We start from the raw sequence: 16,610 nt of genomic DNA on the forward strand, positions 1-16,610 counted from the left end.
GGCTCAGGCGTCCCTGGCCATGGCGATGGCGGCCTGGATCGCCGCGCGGGCCTGGGGGCTGTTTTTCCAGCAACTGGAGCCCACCAGCGACGCGGCCTGGGTGACGATCTCCAGGGCATCGGCCGCCGCCAACTGCGCCAGGGAGGTGAAGCCCAATTGTTCCAGGCGCGAAACCACGGTGGCTCCGACACCCTTGACCTTGAGCAGGGCCTGACGTTCTTCAGCGGGAAATGACATGTCCTTCAATCCTTTGCAGTGGTTCCCAATTGCCGCATTCTTGCACAGTTATCGGACGCCTCCTGCCCTGGCGCCCGACCTCCTGATAAACATAAAAACACTTGAGGTATTTCCGTGTCCGCAGACATCGAAGACAGCCGCTCCGCCCGCTTTGCCCTGCGCTGTTCAAGCTGGGCCGAACGCTGGTTCCCCGACTCCTGGGTGTTCGCCGCGCTGGCGGTGATCATCGTCGCCCTCGCCACCCTGGCCATGGACGCCAAGCCTACCGACGCCGCCATGGCGTTTGGCGACGGGTTCTGGAGCCTGATTCCGTTCACCATGCAGATGGCCTTTGTGGTGATCGGCGGCTATGTGGTCGCCAGTTCGCCACCGGCGGTGAAACTGATCGACAAACTGGCGCGCATCCCGAAAAACGGCCGTTCGGCCGTGGCCTGGGTAGCGCTGATCTCAATGGTCGCCTCCTTGCTCAACTGGGGCCTGTCCCTGGTATTCGGCGGCTTGCTGGTGCGAGCCCTGGCCCGGCGCACCGACCTGCGCATGGACTACCGCGCCGCCGGTGCCGCCGCCTACCTGGGGCTGGGGGCCGTCTGGGCCCTGGGGCTGTCGTCGTCGGCCGCGCAGTTGCAGGCCAACCCGGGCAGCCTGCCGCCGTCGATCCTGTCGATCACCGGGGTGATTCCCTTCACCCAGACCATCTTTCTCTGGCAGTCCGGCGTGTTGCTGCTGGCATTGATCGTGGTTTCGCTGGTCATCGCCTACGCCACCGCTCCCGGCCCGAATTCGGCCCGTGATGCCCAGGCCTGCGGCGTCGACCCCAGCTTCAGCATGCCGGCACCGCAACCGCGCACCCGCCCCGGGGAATGGCTGGAATACAGCCCGCTGCTGACCATTGCCCTGGTGGTCCTGGCGGGTGGCTGGCTGTTCCATGAGTTCTCGACCAAAACAGCGATCACCGCGATTTCCGGGCTCAATACCTACAACTTTCTGTTCCTGATGCTCGGCGCCCTGCTGCATTGGCGCCCGCGCAGCTTCCTCGATGCCGTGGCGCGCGCGGTGCCGACCACCACCGGGGTGCTGATCCAGTTCCCGCTGTACGGTTCGATTGCGGCCTTGATGACGGTGGTCAAGGGTGTCGACGGCCAGACGCTGGCCCACCATATCTCGACCTTTTTCGTGCAGATCGCCTCCCACGATACGTACGCGCTGCTGATGGGCGTGTACTCGGCGGTGCTGGGGTTCTTTATTCCCTCGGGCGGTGGCAAGTGGATCATCGAGGCGCCTTATGTGATGCAGGTGGCCAATGACCTGCAATACCACTTGGGCTGGGCGGTGCAGATCTACAACGCCGCCGAAGCGCTGCCGAACCTGATCAACCCCTTCTATATGCTGCCGCTATTGGGCGTGCTCGGGCTCAAGGCCCGGGACCTGATCGGCTTTTCCTTTGTGCAATTGCTGGTGCACGCGCCGTTGGTCCTGGTGCTGCTCTGGGCCTTGGGCACCACCCTGGCCTATACGCCACCGGTATTGCCCTGACCGTTTGGCGAGCGGGCGACGACGGCAGAGGCGCCGTCGCAGCCGGCTCGCCGAACATCCACCCCAGGACGGGCCCCGCTTACCGTCCTGTGCTTGGCTGGCCGACCGCAGCATTTGGCTTACAGTTATTTCGGACTTTTCCCCGCCAACTCCAGCTTCATCCTAGATCCGCTTTGTAGTCTTTCCGTCATATTGGGTTGCTACCGTTCGACCGAAATATTTTGTAACCAATTGACTAAAAGACCTGCAGGGAACTGGCATGAGTGACGAAAAAGACCATGACGACGCGCAACCCGCGGCGCCCGAACAGTTGACTGACACCAGCCGCCGCCGCTTTCTTGGCGGCGTTGCCGTTCTGGGGGTAGGCGCCACCTTGAGCGCCTGCGGCGGGCCCGGTGAACCGGGTAAACCCCAGGAGCACCCACTCTCGCCGGCCGAGCTGGACCAGGCCCTGCGCGAGCAGGTGAAGAACGTGGTGGTGATCTACGCCGAAAACCGCAGCTTCAATAACCTGTTCGCCGACTTCCCCGGGCTGGAGCAGCCGTTGTCCTCCCTGAAGCCGGGCGATTACCAGCAGCGCGACCGCGACGGCAGCCTGCTGCAGACCCTGCCGCCGATCTGGGGCGGCATCCTGCAGGTCGGCCCGCAACACCTCGATGGGGTGACCTACCCGGTCGAAACCCAGTTCCAGCAGGACCTGCCCAACGCTCCGTTCGCCCTCAAGGGCCCGAGTGGCGAGGACCTGCCCCTGGGCCTGGTGACCCGCGACCTGTGGCACGTGTTCTATCAGAACCAGATGCAGATCAACGATGGCAAAAATGACGGCTTTGTCGCCTGGGCCGACTCCGGCGCCCTGACCATGGGCCATTACCCGCAAAGCCGCTATTCCCTGCGGCTGTGGGATGTGGCGCGGGAATTCGTGCTGTGTGACAACTTCTTCCAGGGGGCTTTCGGTGGCTCGTTCCTCAACCACCAGTACCTGATCAGCGCCGCCGTGCCCGTCTACCCGGACGCGGCCAATTCGGTGGCCAAGTCGCAGATCGCCACCCTGCAAAGCGACAACCCGCAAGACACCCGGCTCAAGCCCCTGGAAAAATCCCCGGCCAGTGCCATGACCGGCCCGCCGCAGTTCGGCCCCAGCGCCCTGACCCCGGATGGCTACGCGGTCAACACCATGGCCCCGCCCTACTGGCCGACCTGGATCCGCGACCCCGACCGCCCGGACTACGCCAAGGCCGACCTGCCCAGCGTGCTGGTGCCCCAGACCCACGAACACATCGGCGACAAGCTGTCGAAAAAGAACGTCGACTGGGCCTGGTACGGCGGTGCCTGGCAAGCAACCCTGGACCAGTTCAAGGACTCGACCGGCCTGCCGAAGATTCCCAACTTCCAGTACCACCATCAACCCTTCAACTACTTCAAGCGCCAGGGGCCGGAAAACCCCGAAGAGCGCAGCAAGCGCCTGCGCGACGGCGGCCTGGGCGACGAATCGGGGAGCAACAGGTTCCTGGCCGACGCCGAAGCCGGAAAGCTGCCGGCCGTGAGCTTCTACAAGCCCCAGGGCAACCTCAATATGCACGCCGGTTACGCCGACGTGGCCTCCGGCGACCGGCATATCGACCGGGTGCTCAAGGTGCTGCGCGAAAGCCCGCAGTGGTCAAACATGGTGGTGGTGGTCACGGTCGACGAAAACGGCGGCTGGTGGGACCACGTGGCGCCGCCCAAGGGCGACCGTTGGGGCCCGGGAACGCGGATCCCGGCCCTGGTGGTGTCGCCCTTTGCCCGCAAAGGCACGGTGGACCACACCATTTACGACACTGCCTCGATCCTGCGCCTGATTACCCGGGTGTTCCAGTTGGAGCCCCTGGACGGCATCAAGCAACGTGACGCCGCCATGGTCGCGCGCGGGCAAAAGCCTCTGGGCGACTTGAGCAACGCTCTGCAATTCAAGCGCTGACCCTCAGCGGCGCCGCGCAATCGGCGCCGCTGATGAAGTTATTCCTACCCGGCTCCCGTTCACCCGCTAGTGTTCCCCTGTGGATATTCACCCCGCACAAGCGGGGTTCTCGCCGACAAGGAGCCAAGCATGAATAAACTCACCGGACTGTCCCTGGGCCTCGCCGCCCTGATCCAGGGCGCACCGGCCCTGGCCGCTGACGTGGAGGTGCCCCTGGGCAGCCCCCAGCGCGTGACCCAACTCTTCGCCTATCCCAATAATTGCAACGTGATCTGCTTCCGCAACTGGACCCTGGAACAGACCGTCGAGCATTACCTGACCCAAAGCGTGCAACGCGACGGCTACAGCACCGCCCGGGTCAAGGTCAGCGGCGATCAACAGCAGTTGCACGCGACCATCAGCGGCGTGCCCCAATCCTACGGCAAACCGCTGACGGCCCTGCTGGATGCCGGCGACCTGGCCTACAAGGGCGCCAGCCAGCTCAATGCCGACGGTAAGTGGGCCTACAGCTGGTACCTGTTCCTGCCCCTGGGCATGGCCCTGGAACAGCGCAAAAGCGTCGAGTTGCTGCACTTCCCGCCGGACTATTCCCTGACCCGTGCCCAGGATTACCTGGAATCAGCCACCACCGACCGCTGGGCGACCCTGCTGACCGCCAATGGCATCGCCGCCGAGCAGACACCGGGCTATCAGACCATTGTCGACATCGCGCCCATCGCTGCGCCCTCCAGCGCCGGCAAGGACCTGGAAGGCGTCTATGACTACTTCAAGGACTACCAGACCAGCATGGTCAAGCAGGTCAGCCAGAGCGCCAACGGCAAGGCCTTGCCCATGGTGGCCTTCGGCGCACCGGTGCGGAACTGGATCAAGCAGCAATACGGCGCCAGCGTCGGGGTACTGGGCCTGGGGCAGATCAGCCCCAACCCGGGGGTGAACGTGCCGGTGCTGGGCTCCAACCACCCCAGCTACATCTGGTACGCGGCGGACCCGGCCAACTACGACAACGATCAGGCCAAGGCCGATGCCGCAGGCTTGAAGGTGATGGGGCAGGATTTGAGCGCCGCGTGCTGGCAGGCGGGCATGGGCAGCACGGCGGGCAGCGATCCGAGCGCGCAATTGCAGCGCTGCACCCAGACCTGGCAGGTGACCGACAAGGCAAAGACCTGCGAGCTGTTCTACACCTCGGTCCGCGACCTGACCCCGCCACAGGCCCAGGCCAAATGCGCAACCGCGCCCATCAAGACCCAGCTGCAACAGCTCAAGGCCCCCGCGCCCGCGCCGAGCACCGAAGTGCCACACCTGTAACCCAAAACCTGTAGCCGCTGCCGCAGGCTGCGCTGGCCATCCCAGACACCGCATTTCTTCAGATGAGAATGCGGCGTGTGTAAGGGCCAGCGCAGCCTTCGGCAGCGGCTACGCGGTTTCGGCTCAGATGGCGCCGACCGGACGCAGGCGGTATTGCGGCGGCAGTTGCTCGAAGCCGCTGATGGTTGCGTTCAGGCTCTTCCAGCGACCGTCCTTGATGCCGTAGATGCAACCGTGAATCGATAGGCTCTGCCCACGATGCCAGGCGTTCTGCACGATGCTGGTATGGCCGACATTGGCCACCTGCTGGATCACGTTCAGTTCGCACAGGCGGTCAACCTGCTCTTCCTCGGTCGGCAACTGCCCCAGGGCTTCGCGGTGCTCGTAATACAGGTCGCGGATCGAACGCAGCCAGCCGTCGATCAGGCCCAACTGACGATCCTGCATTGAGGCACGCACGCCGCCGCAGCCGTAATGGCCGGTGACCAGGATGTGTTTGACCTTGAGTACATCCACCGCGTACTGGATCACCGACAGGCAATTGAGGTCGGTGTGCAGCACCACGTTCGCCACGTTGCGGTGCACGAACAGGTCGCCAGGCAACATGCCGACGATCTCGTTGGCCGGCACCCGGGCGTCGGAACAACCGATCCACAGGTACTCCGGGGTCTGCTGGCGCGCCAGCTTGGAGAAGAAGTCCGGGTCTTCCTGCTTGATCGCCTCGGCCCAACGCTCGTTGTTATCAATCAGATCTTGTAGTTCGTTCATGCTGTGAAGCCTCAAGAATGATGCGCTGGTATGACAGACGACCGCCTGTCGAGGTCACGTGTGTTGCGTAGATACCGGCTATCCCTCGCAGTGGAATCTTGAGCGGCGGCGCAGGTCCACCCCTTAAGCCCCAACAGTATGAGGATATAGCCATGACCGAATCACGACGTCCTTACGGTGCGCCGCAGCCCGAGCCCATCGATGACAACGAAGACCGCATGGGCTCGATGGAGGAGCTGCATTTCGACGACGAAGAGCCCAGTGCCAAGATCGGCGACACCATCCCCGAGGCGGAACTGGAGCACCGCCTGCCCGCCGAGCGTGTCCGCGAAGCCGGCCTGACCGGGGCCTCGACCGCCGACCACGAGCCCACCGACGACGACCTCAGCCCTGAGACCCTGATCCATGAAGATGGTGCCCGTTCGGCCAATGAAACCGGCGACGGCGAACAGGCCGACTGGGACCTGAGTATTGTCGATGAAGACGATATCGGTGGCGGCAATGGCCTGGATGAAGCCGAACTGGCGCGCCGCGAACCGCTGGACGGTAACCGCTGACCCGAAAGGGCCTGCGACCGGCACTAAAATCGGCGGCGGTGGATTCGCTCCACCGCCGTCTACAGCAGACCCGGGCCGGTCAGTCGACCAACGTGCAGGCCATCACCAGCGCATCTTCGCGCCCGCCCACCGCCGGGTAGTAATCCCGACGCCGTCCCACTTCGTTGAAACCATAACGCTCGTACAACCGGTAAGCGGTCTGATTGCTGGAGCGCACTTCCAGGAAGCACTCGCGCGCCTCTTTCTCGTAGGCCCGTTTCATCAATTCCTCGAGCAGGCGCAAGCCCAGGCCGCGGCCCTGGCTTTCCGGCTTGACGGTGATGTTGAGCAGATGCGCCTCGTCGATGATCACCTGGATCACCCCGTGCCCGACCTGCTGGCTGCCTTCGAACATCAGCCACACTTCATAGGACTTGAACGCATCCATGAAAATGCCGCGGGTCCAGGGGTGACTGAACGCCGCGTACTCGATCTTCAGGATGGCATCCAGGTCCGCCTCGGTGGCGAGGCGGAAGTTCACGGCATCACTCATCTGTGTTCTTACTCATCAGTACTCTTCCAGCGCGCCATCAGCCGACGCATGGCTTGCCAGACGTCAGCCTTACGCTGTGGCTCTTCCATTAATAGTTCCAGCCCAGGCAAGGCCCAGGCCGAACCCAGGCCTTCGACCTGGAGTTCGCGGTTGTAGGATTCGGCGTTGGCCTCTCCGGCAAAACGCACCGCCGGCAAGCCGATCAGCCACAGGCAGACGCAGGGTTCTTCCTCGACCCGCACCGAAACAAAGGCCTGGACGAAATCCCGGGCCGCATCGGGGCCCTGGTCGAGGTTGCCGCGCGTGAGCATCGGCCAGCGCACCGGCTCGGCGACGATCTGCGGACTGTCGGGCAAACCGGCGGCACGCAGCATGTCTTTGAGCAGCAGGTAGGCCGGATCGCGGCTCTGGAACGCTTCGCCGGTCGGCAGTTCGACCAGCAGCAGGCAACGCCCGGCACGCAGCAATTGCAGGGCAAAACGCGGCGGTGGCACCGGCGCAGCCTTGGGCACGACCGGTGTCGGTGCCGCCTCTTCCACCGGCTTGCTGGCCGGGCGCGCGCTGCTGCCAGGGCGCGGCACTTCGATTTTTGCCCGTTCCGCAGGCTTGGCGACCGGCTGCTCTGTCGGCGTCTTGGCCACGACGGCAGGCGCAGGCACCTCGACCGGCGGTTCTGGCAACTCCAGCAACTCGGGACGCGAAGGCGCGGCAAAGGGCAATTCGGTGCGCGGCAGCCAGTTGACCACCTGCATGGCGGTCAAATAAGCGCGACGACGGGACTCGATAAGCAAAGGTCGGCCACTTGTGGATAACTGAGGTGGGGGATTCTACCGCCCTTCGACAAAGATCGCCCGCTGTTGATCGGTTTGAAAACCGACAGTCCGTCTCATCAAAAGACCGGGGGTGAATCGTCGACCGCCTGATGCAGTACAATCGCTGCTTTTCATTGCCAACCAGCCGGCCATTCCGATGATCGAACCCAAGCGCGTCTTGCGCGCCCTCGCCGAACACTGGGCACTTCTGGAGCCACTGTGCGAGCACTTCGACCAAGGCACCCTGAGCCTCGCCGAACTGCGCAGCCAACTGGCCGCCCAGCAACTGGACAGCACGCCCCAGGACATCACCAGCCTGCTGGACGTGTGGATCCGCCTCGACATCCTGGTTCCGGTGGCGAAAAGCCCCAACCGTTTCGAGCTCAACGCGCAGATCCACGACTTCCTGGCCTACCTGCGGCGCGAACACCGCCTGGGCCTGTGCCTGGAGATCGAAGCCTACCTGCGCCACCTGGAGCGCCTGGCGGGTTATATCCAGGACGCGTTTGATATCCGCGACAGCAATGACCTGGCGCGCCAATTGCGCCTGCTGGACATGCGCGTACGCGATGTATTGAAAAAACTCGCCAACGACGAACAGGCCCTGGTGGCCGTCGCCGAGCGGGCCAAGACCAGCGACCGGCAGATCCCCCTGCGCCAGCGCTATGCCGAGGTACTGGCGACCTGGGACGAATACGTCGAGCCGATGATCCAGTTGGTGAACGCCGACGGTGCCTTCGAACAAGGGGTGCGCAAGGTCGAGAACGTCCTGCTGCGCATGCTCACCGAACAGCAGCGCCTGGGTCACCTGGTGGACGACGACATGCTGCTGCGCACCCACGCGCGGATCCTCGAAATGCAGACCAGCGCCCAGCTGACCCTGCGCCACGCCCGCGAGCTGCTGCTGCCATTGCGTGAAGAAGCGCGCCGACACAACGCCGTAACCCGTGGCGCGGCCCTGGCCCTGTCGGCGATCCGGCGCAAAGGCATCGACGCCGTGCCGCAAGCCGCCATGCCCATGTTCACCCGGCCGCAAAGCACCTTCCTCGGCAGTTCCGGCCAGGTCGAGGCCTATGTGTATGCCCTGGCCCGCTTCGAGCCCAAGCCTGCGCGCTTCCCCAAGGCCCACAAGAGCCACAAGGGCGAAGCGCCGCGAGCACCGCGCACGGTCAAGGAAATGCTCGAGCGCTGCGAAGATGCCCTGCCCATGCCGGACCTGATGCACTGGCTTCTGGAACAGGAGCCGGACGGCGCGACCGACGAGTTGCTGTACTGGTTCTCCCGTTTATCCCGGGAAAAACGCTTCAAGCGCGAGCGTCTCGAACGCCGCGACTACCACACCCATGAGCACCAGGTCAGCCTGCGCTCCTTCGCCCTGCTCTCGGCACGCGATGACCAGCCTGAGAATTCTGCGAGCACTCCTCATGCATCTTGATCTTTCCGAACTGTCCCAGCTGGCGCCGATTTTTCGCGAGCTGTTCAAGGGCTATCACGTCAGCCGCCGCGACCCGGAGCTGTACGCCCAACTGTCGAACTTCCAGGACCAGTACCGCACGCTGTTCAAGGCCCTGGGCTTTGAGCTGGTGTGCGACACCCGCGGCTTCTATTACTTCGTCCCGGACCTGGCCGCCGCCCAGGTGAACAAGACCGCCCAGCGCCTGGCGCTGTTCACCTTCATCCTCGTGGAACACCTGGCCGACCAGGGCCGCGACCCGATCGCCGTGCTCGACGGCGGCAGCCTGGGCCGCGATGAACTGCCTTCGTTGCTGGAAAAGTACCGCGACCTGTTTATCCAGGCCGAAGTCCAGACCCAGGACGAACTCGAAGAAAAAATCATGCGCCGCATGACCCAACTGGGCTTTGCCAGCGAGGAGCCGGGCATCTACCGCTTCCTGCCGCCGATGCACCGCTTCCTCGATGTCTGCCTCTCGGTTCAGCAGGACCGCGACCTGGCCGCCAGCCTGCACAGCGTGCTGCCGTTGCCGACGCCGGTGCTGATCGACCACGACAGCGACGAAAAACTGCTGGAGACCGACGATCCGCTGGACCTCAGCGAATTTGTCGAAGGTGAAGACAGTGAAGAGGACGCACTGGCCCGGGCCATTGCCGAAGAACAGGAGCTCGACGCATGAGCAAGGAACGCTACGGCATCCGCCGCTTTGCCCTATTGAACACCGCCGGCTACAGCCTGGGCCTGTTCCCGCTGGAAGAGCCGCTGTCGGTCTACGGGGCGAACAACCTGGGTAAATCCGCCTCGATCAACGCCCTGCAGTTCCCGATTCTGGCGCGCATGTCGGACATGAGTTTCGGCAAGTACAGCCTGGAACAATCGCGGCGCTTCTACTTCGCCTCGGACACCAGCTACATCCTGGTGGAAGTGTCCCTGCCCCATGGCCCCCATGTGATCGGCGTGGTCGGGCGTGGCCCGGGCGGTGGTTTCGGTCACCAGTTCTTCGCCTATGCCGGGCAGCTGGATCTGGCCCATTACCAGAAAGACGACACCTGCCTGCGCCAGAAAGAACTGTTCACCAATCTTGAGCGCCAGGGCCTCAAGGCCTATGAGCTCAAGCCTGATGAACTGCGGCGCCTGCTGGTCGGCGGTCACACCTCGATCCCGCTGGACCTGACCCTGATTCCGCTGCGCTCCACCAGCGAGCAGAGCCTGAAGACCTTCCGCGCGCTCTTTATCAACCTGCTGCACATGCGCGAAATCACCGCGGCCAAGCTCAAGCAGCTGTTCCTCGATGCCTTCGAGCACAGCCTGCGTTCCGGCAGCGTCGACTATATCGCCGCCTGCGAAGAAGCCTTCCGCGACGTGCGCCGCATGGAGCAGGACTACAACTGCCTGGTGTCTGCCGGCCCGCTGGTGGAAGCCCTGGCCAACGGCGTGAAGCAGCGCGACCTGCTGCGCGGCAAGCTGCACCGTATTTCGCCGCTGCTGGATTCGCTGCTCGGCACCTGGTCCGACTACGCCAGTGCCCGCAAGGAAGAACTGACGGTCCAGGCCGAGCACTACCGCAACGAACAGGACGCCCTGCAAAACGATCAGCGCGGCGGCACCCAGGAACTGATGCGCCTGGAGCGGGAAATCAGCGGCATCCAACGCTGGCTCGGCGAGTTGTCGGTGCTCAAGCATCGCTTTGCCCTGGTCGATGACGTGAAAGTCCTGGAGCAGCAACTGCTGGCGGCCAAGGATGCCCACGATGAACTGGCCGGCGCCCTGGCCCAATCCCGGCAGTTCTCTGCCGAGGACCTGGAAGAGCGCCTGCGGGACCTGGAAAAACGCCTGAAGTCGGTCAAGCAGCAACTCGATCACGCCGACAACAACAGCTATGCCCGACTGCGCGAAGAGTTTTCGCAGCAGGACGTCGAACGCCTGATGCGCCTGTTCAACAGCGCCCTGTTCAGCCTGCCCCTGGGCGAGCACGGCATTGCGCTGGACGAGAACGGCGAGTGGGTCAAATCCATGGAGCTGATCCTCGACGCCTTCAAGGGCGAGCGTTTCGAAGTGCCGGGGCTGAGCATCGACCTGTCGCACATCGAACCGCCTGCGCTGCAGGCCCTGGCCGACCGCGCCGCCCTGCGCGACCAGAAGGAGCGCCTGGAAAAAGAACTCAAGCAACTCAAGACCCAGCAAGCCGTGGCCGCTGACCGCGCCGCGAGCAAGACCCAGACCGAAGCGCTGTACCAGCAGGTGCTGGACGCGCAAAAAGCCCTGGAAGACTTCCGCCGCGCACAAACCCTGAGTGCCGAGGAAGGCGAGAAACTCGAACAGCTGGCGCAGATGGAAGCCGCCCAGGACGAACTCAAGCGCTCCAGCGACGCCTTCACCGAGCGCGTCCAGCAACTGTCGGCCAAGCTGCAATTGGTTGGACGGCAAATTGCCGATATGGAAGCCAAGCAACGCACCCTCGACGACGCTCTGCGCCGCCGCCAGCTGTTGCCTGCCGATCTGCCATTTGGCACGCCGTGCATGGACCCGATCGATGACTCGATGGACAACCTGCTGCCCCTGCTCAACGACTATCAGGACAGCTGGCAGGGCTTGCAGCGGGTCGACGGACAGATCGAGGCGCTGTACGCCCAGGTCCGTCTCAAGGGCGTGGCCAAGTTCGACAGCGAAGACGATGTCGAGCGCCGCCTGCAACTGTTGATCAACGCCTATGCCCACCGCACCGACGAAGCCCTGACCCTGGGCAAGGCACGTCGCGCGGCGGTCACCGACATCGCCCGGACCCTGCGCAATATTCGCAGCGACTACGACAGCCTCGAACACCAGTTGGCGCTGTTCAACCGCGAGATCAACAAACGCCAGGTATCCAACCTGCAGAGCTTCCGCATCGTCCTTGCGCCGAACAAGGAAGCGCTGAAGCACATCGATCAGATCATCCACAGTGCCGGTCAGTATGAAGAAGGCGAAACCCTGTCGGTGTTCGACCTGAGCCAGAGTGCCGAGCAGGACAACAAGAACGAAGAGGCCAAGGAGTACCTGGCGCGCCTGGTGGCAGCCAACCATAACCAGTTGGGCCTCAAGGACCTGTTCGAACTGGCGTTCGAGATCACCAAGGTCAATGGCCAACCGGTGATCCACACCGACATCGACGGCGCGGCGTCCAACGGCACCACCATGACCATCAAGGCGCTGACCAACATGTACTTGTTGCTGCACTTGATGGATCGCGGCCAGGCCGGACGCGTGCGCTTGCCGTACTACCTCGATGAGGCCGCCGACATCGACGAGAAGAACCAGGCCGCACTGCTGGAAACCAGCCTGCAACTGGGCTTCGTGCCGATCCTGGCCAGCGTCAAACCCCAGGTATCGGCCCATGTCGCCATCGACCTCGAAGGCGGCAGCGGCCCGAACGGTATCTACATCGACGAGGCGGACTGGAAGTTCATCCGCCGTCACGATCAGGTCAAGGCAACCTTGAACGTCGCAGCAGAACCGGAAGCGGAGCTGGACCCGATTTAAATCAGGCCCGCCGCAACAAAAAGGCCGCGATCTTCACAGATCGCGGCCTTTTTTATGGGCACCCGCTGAGCTTATTTACCGAGAGGGATCTTCGGCGCCCAGGTCAGCCATTCGTCTTCGAATTTATCGAACAACGGGAAGGTCTGCTCAGGCCGGGCCGGATTGCCCATGCGCTCGCCGTCTGGCGTGGCGAAGGCGATACCGCCCTGGATCAGGGTTTCCAGGGATTCGGTACGCACCGTCGCGCCCTTGAACAAGCCGAAGTCCAGGCCAAAGCCGCTGGTGTTCCAGAAGCGCGTGCCGCCACGAATCAGCGGTGCGTACTTGGGTTCGATCAGCACCCGAATCAGCACTCGATCGGCGGTTTTGCCCAACTCGTAACCGGTGACCTTGCCCACCGCCACTTCGCGATAAGTCACCGGCACCCCGACCTTCAATGAACCGCGGCGCGCAGCGCTGAGCACCAGGCTCAGGCCGGCTTCAGGCGCAGCGGTTTCCGGTGGTTGGGCCAGGGCGATAAAGCTGGTCTGCGCCCCAAGGCTCTTCGCGGCAGGTTGGACTTCGATGTATTGACCGGTAACCAGGGTTTCCAGGTTGGCGGTCTTGATCAGGCCCAACTCGGGCTTGACCACCCAGAACTGGCTGCCAACCCGGGCGATGCGCTCCGGCACCTCGGTGATACGTGCCTTGAGCACCACCGACTGCAAGTCGGCACTCAGGTCGACCTCTTCGATCTTGCCCACATCCAGGCCTTTGAAACGAATCGGCGTTCCGGAGCGCAGGCCATCGGCGCGGTCAACCTTGATGCTGATCAGGGTGCCCTTTTGCGCCGCCTCTTCCTGATTGGCAAACAGGCGGAAGCGCGGGATACGTTTCTTCAGGGCCACGTTAGGCCGTGGCGTATCAAAGGCGATGCCGCCCGCCATCAGGCTCTGCAGGGATTCGCTCTTGACCTGGATGCCGCCGGTCAAGCCACCGGTCAGGGTGATGCCGCTGACGTTCCAGAAGCGGGTCGAACCGTTGACCAGGTTTTCGTATTCCTTCTCGATGTGCACCCCGATCACCAACTGCTTGCGGGTGCGCGAGAACTGGTAACTCTGTACCGAACCGACCTTGACCTGTTTGTAGAGAATCGGACTGCCGACATCCAGCGAGCCCAGGTTATCGGTGAACAGCACCATGTGCAGGCCGGGGGAGCGCAGGTCCAGCGGCGGCGCCTTGGCTCGGGCCTCGAACTCCCGTTGCGGCGCGGCGCCCTTGTCCCCAGGTCGGATGGCGATGTAGTTGCCTTTCACCAGCGCCTCGAGCCCGGTGATGCCAGCCAGGGAAATCGACGGTTTGACGATCCAGAACTGCGTGCCCTGGACCAGGTAGTCCTCTGCCAGAGGGTCCAGGGTCAACTCTGCGGTGGCGCTGGACAGGTCAGGGTCGACCTTCAAGGTTTTCAAGCTGCCGACCTGGATGCCTTTGTACATCACCGGCGTGCGACCGGCTTGCAGGCCTTCGAAGTCGGACAGTTTGACCTTGACCCGAATCCCGGCCTGGGCCGCGTCGAAATCCTCATACAGACGGAACGGCAGGCTTGGGTCGGTGGGCGGGCTGTCCTTGCGGTTCTCCGGCGTGGCAAACGCAATACCGCCGGCGACGATGCTGGCCAGGGATTCACTGCGCAGTTTCACCCCGGACAGGTTGGCGTCGATGCTGATGCCGCTGGCATTCCAGAAACGCGTGTGTTTGCGCACCAGGTTGGCGTAGGTCGGCTCGATAAAGACTTTGATCTCGACCGTGTTCTGGTCTTCCGACAGCAGGTAGCTTTTGACCTGGCCGACCTGGATCTGTTTGTAGAACACCGGGCTGCCACGGTTCAGCGAGCCCAGCCGCTCGGCCTTGATGGTCAGGTGCAGCCCGGGCTTGAGGTCCGATAGCGGAGGCTCCTGAGCCAGCGCCTTGAACTTGCGCGAAGGCTCGCCTTCACCAGGGCTGACCGCGATGTAGTTACCGGAGACCAGGGTTTCCAGGCCGGTGATCCCGGCCAGGGTCACGCTGGGTTTGACCAGCCAGAAGCGGGTGCCGGTCTTGAGGTACTGCTCGACATCCTTGTTCATCTCAACGGTGGCGATCACCCCTTTGGAGTTGCCCTCGTCGTCCAGGGCCAGGGTCTTGACCTTGCCCACCGGCATGCCTTTGTAGACCACTTCGGTCTTGTTCGCCTGGATGCCCTCGCCGCTTTCAAAGCGGACCTGAACCTCGATGCCGGTCTGGCTGTAGGCACGCCAGCCCAACCAGCCACCGATGATCAACGCGATCAGGGGCAAGACCCAGATGGCCGACCAGTTTGAGGCAGGACGGGTTTTAGCTTTAGGCAAATCACTCATGGTCGTCGTCCGACTCCGTGTTATCCCAGATCAGGCGGGGATCAAAAGTTACTGCGGCGAGCATTGTCAAAATCACCACACTGGCAAATGCGACCGCACCGAGATTGGCCTCGATGCTGGCCAGCCGACCAAAATTCACCACCGCTACCAGGATGGCGATCACAAAAATATCCAACATCGACCAGCGGCCAATGAACTCGATAAAGCGGTACATGATGATGCGCTGGCGTGCCGATAACGGCTGATGGCGCTGCACCGAAAACAGCAACAGGGCGATCCCCACCAACTTGAAGGTGGGCACCAGAATACTGGCGATAAATACCACGGCAGCGATAGGGAACATCCCGTGCTGAACCAGGGTGATGACACCCGACATGATGGTGTCCCCTTCGCCCTGCCCCAGGGTGCTGACCGTCATGATCGGCAGCAGGTTGGCCGGGATATAGAGGATCGCTGCGGTGATCAGCAACGCCCAGGTCCGCATGATGCTATTCGGGCGCCGCGGATGAACCAGCGCCCCGCAACGGGTACAGACCTGCTCGTCGGCATCGGGTTCCTGCTTGTTCAATTCATGGCATTCGGTACAGATCAGAATGCCCGCCTCAATCGCCCGCATGAAGATCCTCTCCTGACAAGGCCTCCCAGATCTGATGCGGCGACATGACCACTTCCAACCAGACCTGGACCAATAACAAACTGACAAAACACACTAGGCCCAGGCCCACCGAGATGGCGGCCAAGTCGGCCAATTTGACGATCGCGACCAGCACGCCCATCAAATAAACCTCCAACATGCCCCAGTCGCGCAGATGGTGATAAATGCGGTAAAGCAACAAACCGTAACTGCGGCCGATATTCCAGCGGATGCTCAGCAATACCAGCAGTTGGCACAGCAGCTTGAGCAGCGGAATCCCCATGCTGCACAGGAACACCACGACGGCCACACCCTGCATGCCGGTATTGAACAAACCCAGCACACCACTCCAGACCGTATCTTCGGATGTCTGCCCGAGTAGATTGAGCTGCATGATGGGTAAAAAGTTCGCAGGGACGTACAACAACAAGGCGGCAATCACCAACGCCAGGCTGCGCTCTACGACATTATGACGATGGGCATAAAGCTCGTAGCCACAGCGCGGGCACAGGGCTTTTTCACCGTGAGCGAGCTCAGGCTTGCGCATCAAGAGATCACACTCGTGGCAGGCCACCAGGTCGTCCAGCGGTAAATCTGACAACCCGGAGGCGTCAACCGGATCTGGCATAAGGGACTCTGGCTCTAAAAGGGGTAGCCGCTATTCTAGTGTCCTGGCCTGAAAATAACTGTGCAAATTTGTGGCGGGCACAGCGGCAAACTTCAAGTGGATAGCGGCAAGCGCGAGCCGAATGAGGTGCCTGCAAGGTCGTCCCCGCACAGCCAGCACTTTCCTGCGCGCAAAAACAAAACCCCTGATTGCGTTAGCAATCAGGGGTTCTGGAATTTAATCTTGACGATGACCTACTCTCACATGGGGAAACCCCACACTACCATCGGCGATGCATCGTTTCACTGCTGAGTTCGGGAT

14 protein-coding genes and 1 rRNA gene are annotated in these 16,610 nt (G+C 62.7%); 7 read left to right on the forward strand and 8 right to left on the reverse strand.

What is annotated here, in order from left to right; translation table 11 throughout:
* Positions 1-3: 3 nt before the first annotated feature.
* Positions 4-237 carry a Pathogenicity locus gene (locus MF4836_RS24815; RefSeq protein ID WP_078472498.1) on the reverse strand — a complete coding sequence of 78 codons (234 nt, stop codon included), beginning with the start codon at positions 235-237 and terminating at the stop codon, positions 4-6.
* A 114-nt stretch (positions 238-351) separates the two neighbouring features.
* On the opposite strand from MF4836_RS24815, the gene MF4836_RS24820 reads away from it, so the two are divergent.
* From MF4836_RS24820 to MF4836_RS24830, 3 genes are all read left to right on the forward strand, one after another.
* A complete protein-coding gene (locus tag MF4836_RS24820; protein ID WP_078472499.1) occupies positions 352-1,770 on the forward strand; it encodes a short-chain fatty acid transporter in 1,419 nt (472 codons plus the stop codon).
* A gap of 259 nt (positions 1,771-2,029) precedes the next feature.
* Positions 2,030-3,727 carry an acid phosphatase gene (locus tag MF4836_RS24825; RefSeq protein ID WP_078472500.1) on the forward strand — a complete coding sequence of 566 codons (1,698 nt, stop codon included), beginning with the start codon at positions 2,030-2,032 and terminating at the stop codon, positions 3,725-3,727.
* A gap of 129 nt (positions 3,728-3,856) precedes the next feature.
* Positions 3,857-5,032: a hypothetical protein gene (locus MF4836_RS24830; RefSeq protein WP_078472501.1), complete on the forward strand. Its 1,176-nt coding sequence runs from the start codon at positions 3,857-3,859 to the stop codon at positions 5,030-5,032.
* A gap of 123 nt (positions 5,033-5,155) precedes the next feature.
* On the opposite strand, the gene can is transcribed toward MF4836_RS24830, so the two are convergent.
* Positions 5,156-5,800: a carbonate dehydratase gene (gene can / locus MF4836_RS24835; RefSeq protein WP_020297713.1), complete on the reverse strand. Its 645-nt coding sequence runs from the start codon at positions 5,798-5,800 to the stop codon at positions 5,156-5,158.
* 152 nt (positions 5,801-5,952) lie between these two features.
* Between can and MF4836_RS24840 the strand changes: the two genes are divergently transcribed.
* Positions 5,953-6,357, forward strand: a complete 405-nt coding sequence (locus tag MF4836_RS24840; RefSeq protein ID WP_078472502.1) for a serine kinase/phosphatase — start codon at positions 5,953-5,955, stop codon at positions 6,355-6,357.
* 79 nt (positions 6,358-6,436) lie between these two features.
* Here the strand turns inward: MF4836_RS24840 and rimI are convergent, their stop codons facing one another.
* Together rimI and MF4836_RS24850 are read right to left on the reverse strand one after the other, a co-directional pair.
* Positions 6,437-6,889: a ribosomal protein S18-alanine N-acetyltransferase gene (rimI, locus tag MF4836_RS24845; protein WP_078472503.1), complete on the reverse strand. Its 453-nt coding sequence runs from the start codon at positions 6,887-6,889 to the stop codon at positions 6,437-6,439.
* Positions 6,890-6,897: 8 nt separating this feature from the next.
* Positions 6,898-7,680 carry an energy transducer TonB gene (locus MF4836_RS24850; protein ID WP_078472504.1) on the reverse strand — a complete coding sequence of 261 codons (783 nt, stop codon included), beginning with the start codon at positions 7,678-7,680 and terminating at the stop codon, positions 6,898-6,900.
* A 178-nt stretch (positions 7,681-7,858) separates the two neighbouring features.
* On the opposite strand from MF4836_RS24850, the gene mksB reads away from it, so the two are divergent.
* Genes mksB through mksF form a run of 3 tightly spaced genes read left to right on the forward strand, consistent with a single transcriptional unit; the run spans position 7,859 to position 12,673 of the window.
* A complete protein-coding gene (gene mksB, locus MF4836_RS24855; RefSeq protein WP_020297717.1) occupies positions 7,859-9,136 on the forward strand; it encodes an Mks condensin complex protein MksB in 1,278 nt (425 codons plus the stop codon).
* Complete coding sequence (gene mksE, locus MF4836_RS24860) at positions 9,126-9,833, forward strand: Mks condensin complex protein MksE (RefSeq protein WP_020297718.1); 708 nt, start codon at positions 9,126-9,128, stop codon at positions 9,831-9,833. Before mksB ends, mksE begins: the two co-directional genes overlap by 11 nt.
* On the forward strand, positions 9,830-12,673 hold the full coding sequence (gene mksF / locus MF4836_RS24865; protein ID WP_078472506.1) for an Mks condensin complex protein MksF: 2,844 nt from the start codon (positions 9,830-9,832) through the stop codon (positions 12,671-12,673). Before mksE ends, mksF begins: the two co-directional genes overlap by 4 nt.
* Before the next feature lie 71 nt (positions 12,674-12,744).
* Here mksF and MF4836_RS24870 read toward each other — a convergent pair whose 3' ends face one another.
* From MF4836_RS24870 to rrf, 4 genes are all read right to left on the reverse strand, one after another.
* The gene (locus MF4836_RS24870) at positions 12,745-15,048 is read right to left on the reverse strand and encodes a PqiB family protein (protein ID WP_078472507.1); all 2,304 of its coding nucleotides are present in this window, start codon (positions 15,046-15,048) and stop codon (positions 12,745-12,747) included.
* Positions 15,041-15,664 carry a paraquat-inducible protein A gene (locus tag MF4836_RS24875; RefSeq protein ID WP_078472508.1) on the reverse strand — a complete coding sequence of 208 codons (624 nt, stop codon included), beginning with the start codon at positions 15,662-15,664 and terminating at the stop codon, positions 15,041-15,043. The genes MF4836_RS24870 and MF4836_RS24875 overlap by 8 nt, the downstream gene beginning before the upstream one ends.
* Positions 15,651-16,310 carry a paraquat-inducible protein A gene (locus tag MF4836_RS24880; RefSeq protein WP_078472509.1) on the reverse strand — a complete coding sequence of 220 codons (660 nt, stop codon included), beginning with the start codon at positions 16,308-16,310 and terminating at the stop codon, positions 15,651-15,653. The genes MF4836_RS24875 and MF4836_RS24880 overlap by 14 nt, the downstream gene beginning before the upstream one ends.
* Before the next feature lie 220 nt (positions 16,311-16,530).
* Positions 16,531-16,610 (reverse strand): 5S ribosomal RNA (rrf, locus tag MF4836_RS36215); the annotation flags it as partial.

It is taken from the genome of Pseudomonas sp. MF4836, assembly GCF_002018875.1.
Classification (GTDB): Bacteria; Pseudomonadota; Gammaproteobacteria; order Pseudomonadales; family Pseudomonadaceae; genus Aquipseudomonas.

Bases quoted from the DNA above. Each gene is read 5' to 3' on its own strand.
- MF4836_RS24840 (WP_078472502.1), top strand. From the start codon at position 5,953: ATGACCGAATCACGACGTCCTTACGGTGCGCCGCAGCCCGAGCCCATC.
- mksB (WP_020297717.1), top strand. From the start codon at position 7,859: ATGATCGAACCCAAGCGCGTCTTGCGCGCCCTCGCCGAACACTGGGCA.
- mksE (WP_020297718.1), top strand. From the start codon at position 9,126: ATGCATCTTGATCTTTCCGAACTGTCCCAGCTGGCGCCGATTTTTCGC.
- MF4836_RS24815 (WP_078472498.1), bottom strand. From the start codon at position 237: ATGTCATTTCCCGCTGAAGAACGTCAGGCCCTGCTCAAGGTCAAGGGT.
- MF4836_RS24825 (WP_078472500.1), top strand. From the start codon at position 2,030: ATGAGTGACGAAAAAGACCATGACGACGCGCAACCCGCGGCGCCCGAA.
- can (WP_020297713.1), bottom strand. From the start codon at position 5,800: ATGAACGAACTACAAGATCTGATTGATAACAACGAGCGTTGGGCCGAG.
- MF4836_RS24870 (WP_078472507.1), bottom strand. From the start codon at position 15,048: ATGAGTGATTTGCCTAAAGCTAAAACCCGTCCTGCCTCAAACTGGTCG.
- MF4836_RS24830 (WP_078472501.1), top strand. From the start codon at position 3,857: ATGAATAAACTCACCGGACTGTCCCTGGGCCTCGCCGCCCTGATCCAG.
- mksF (WP_078472506.1), top strand. From the start codon at position 9,830: ATGAGCAAGGAACGCTACGGCATCCGCCGCTTTGCCCTATTGAACACC.
- rimI (WP_078472503.1), bottom strand. From the start codon at position 6,889: ATGAGTGATGCCGTGAACTTCCGCCTCGCCACCGAGGCGGACCTGGAT.
- MF4836_RS24880 (WP_078472509.1), bottom strand. From the start codon at position 16,310: ATGCCAGATCCGGTTGACGCCTCCGGGTTGTCAGATTTACCGCTGGAC.
- MF4836_RS24875 (WP_078472508.1), bottom strand. From the start codon at position 15,664: ATGCGGGCGATTGAGGCGGGCATTCTGATCTGTACCGAATGCCATGAA.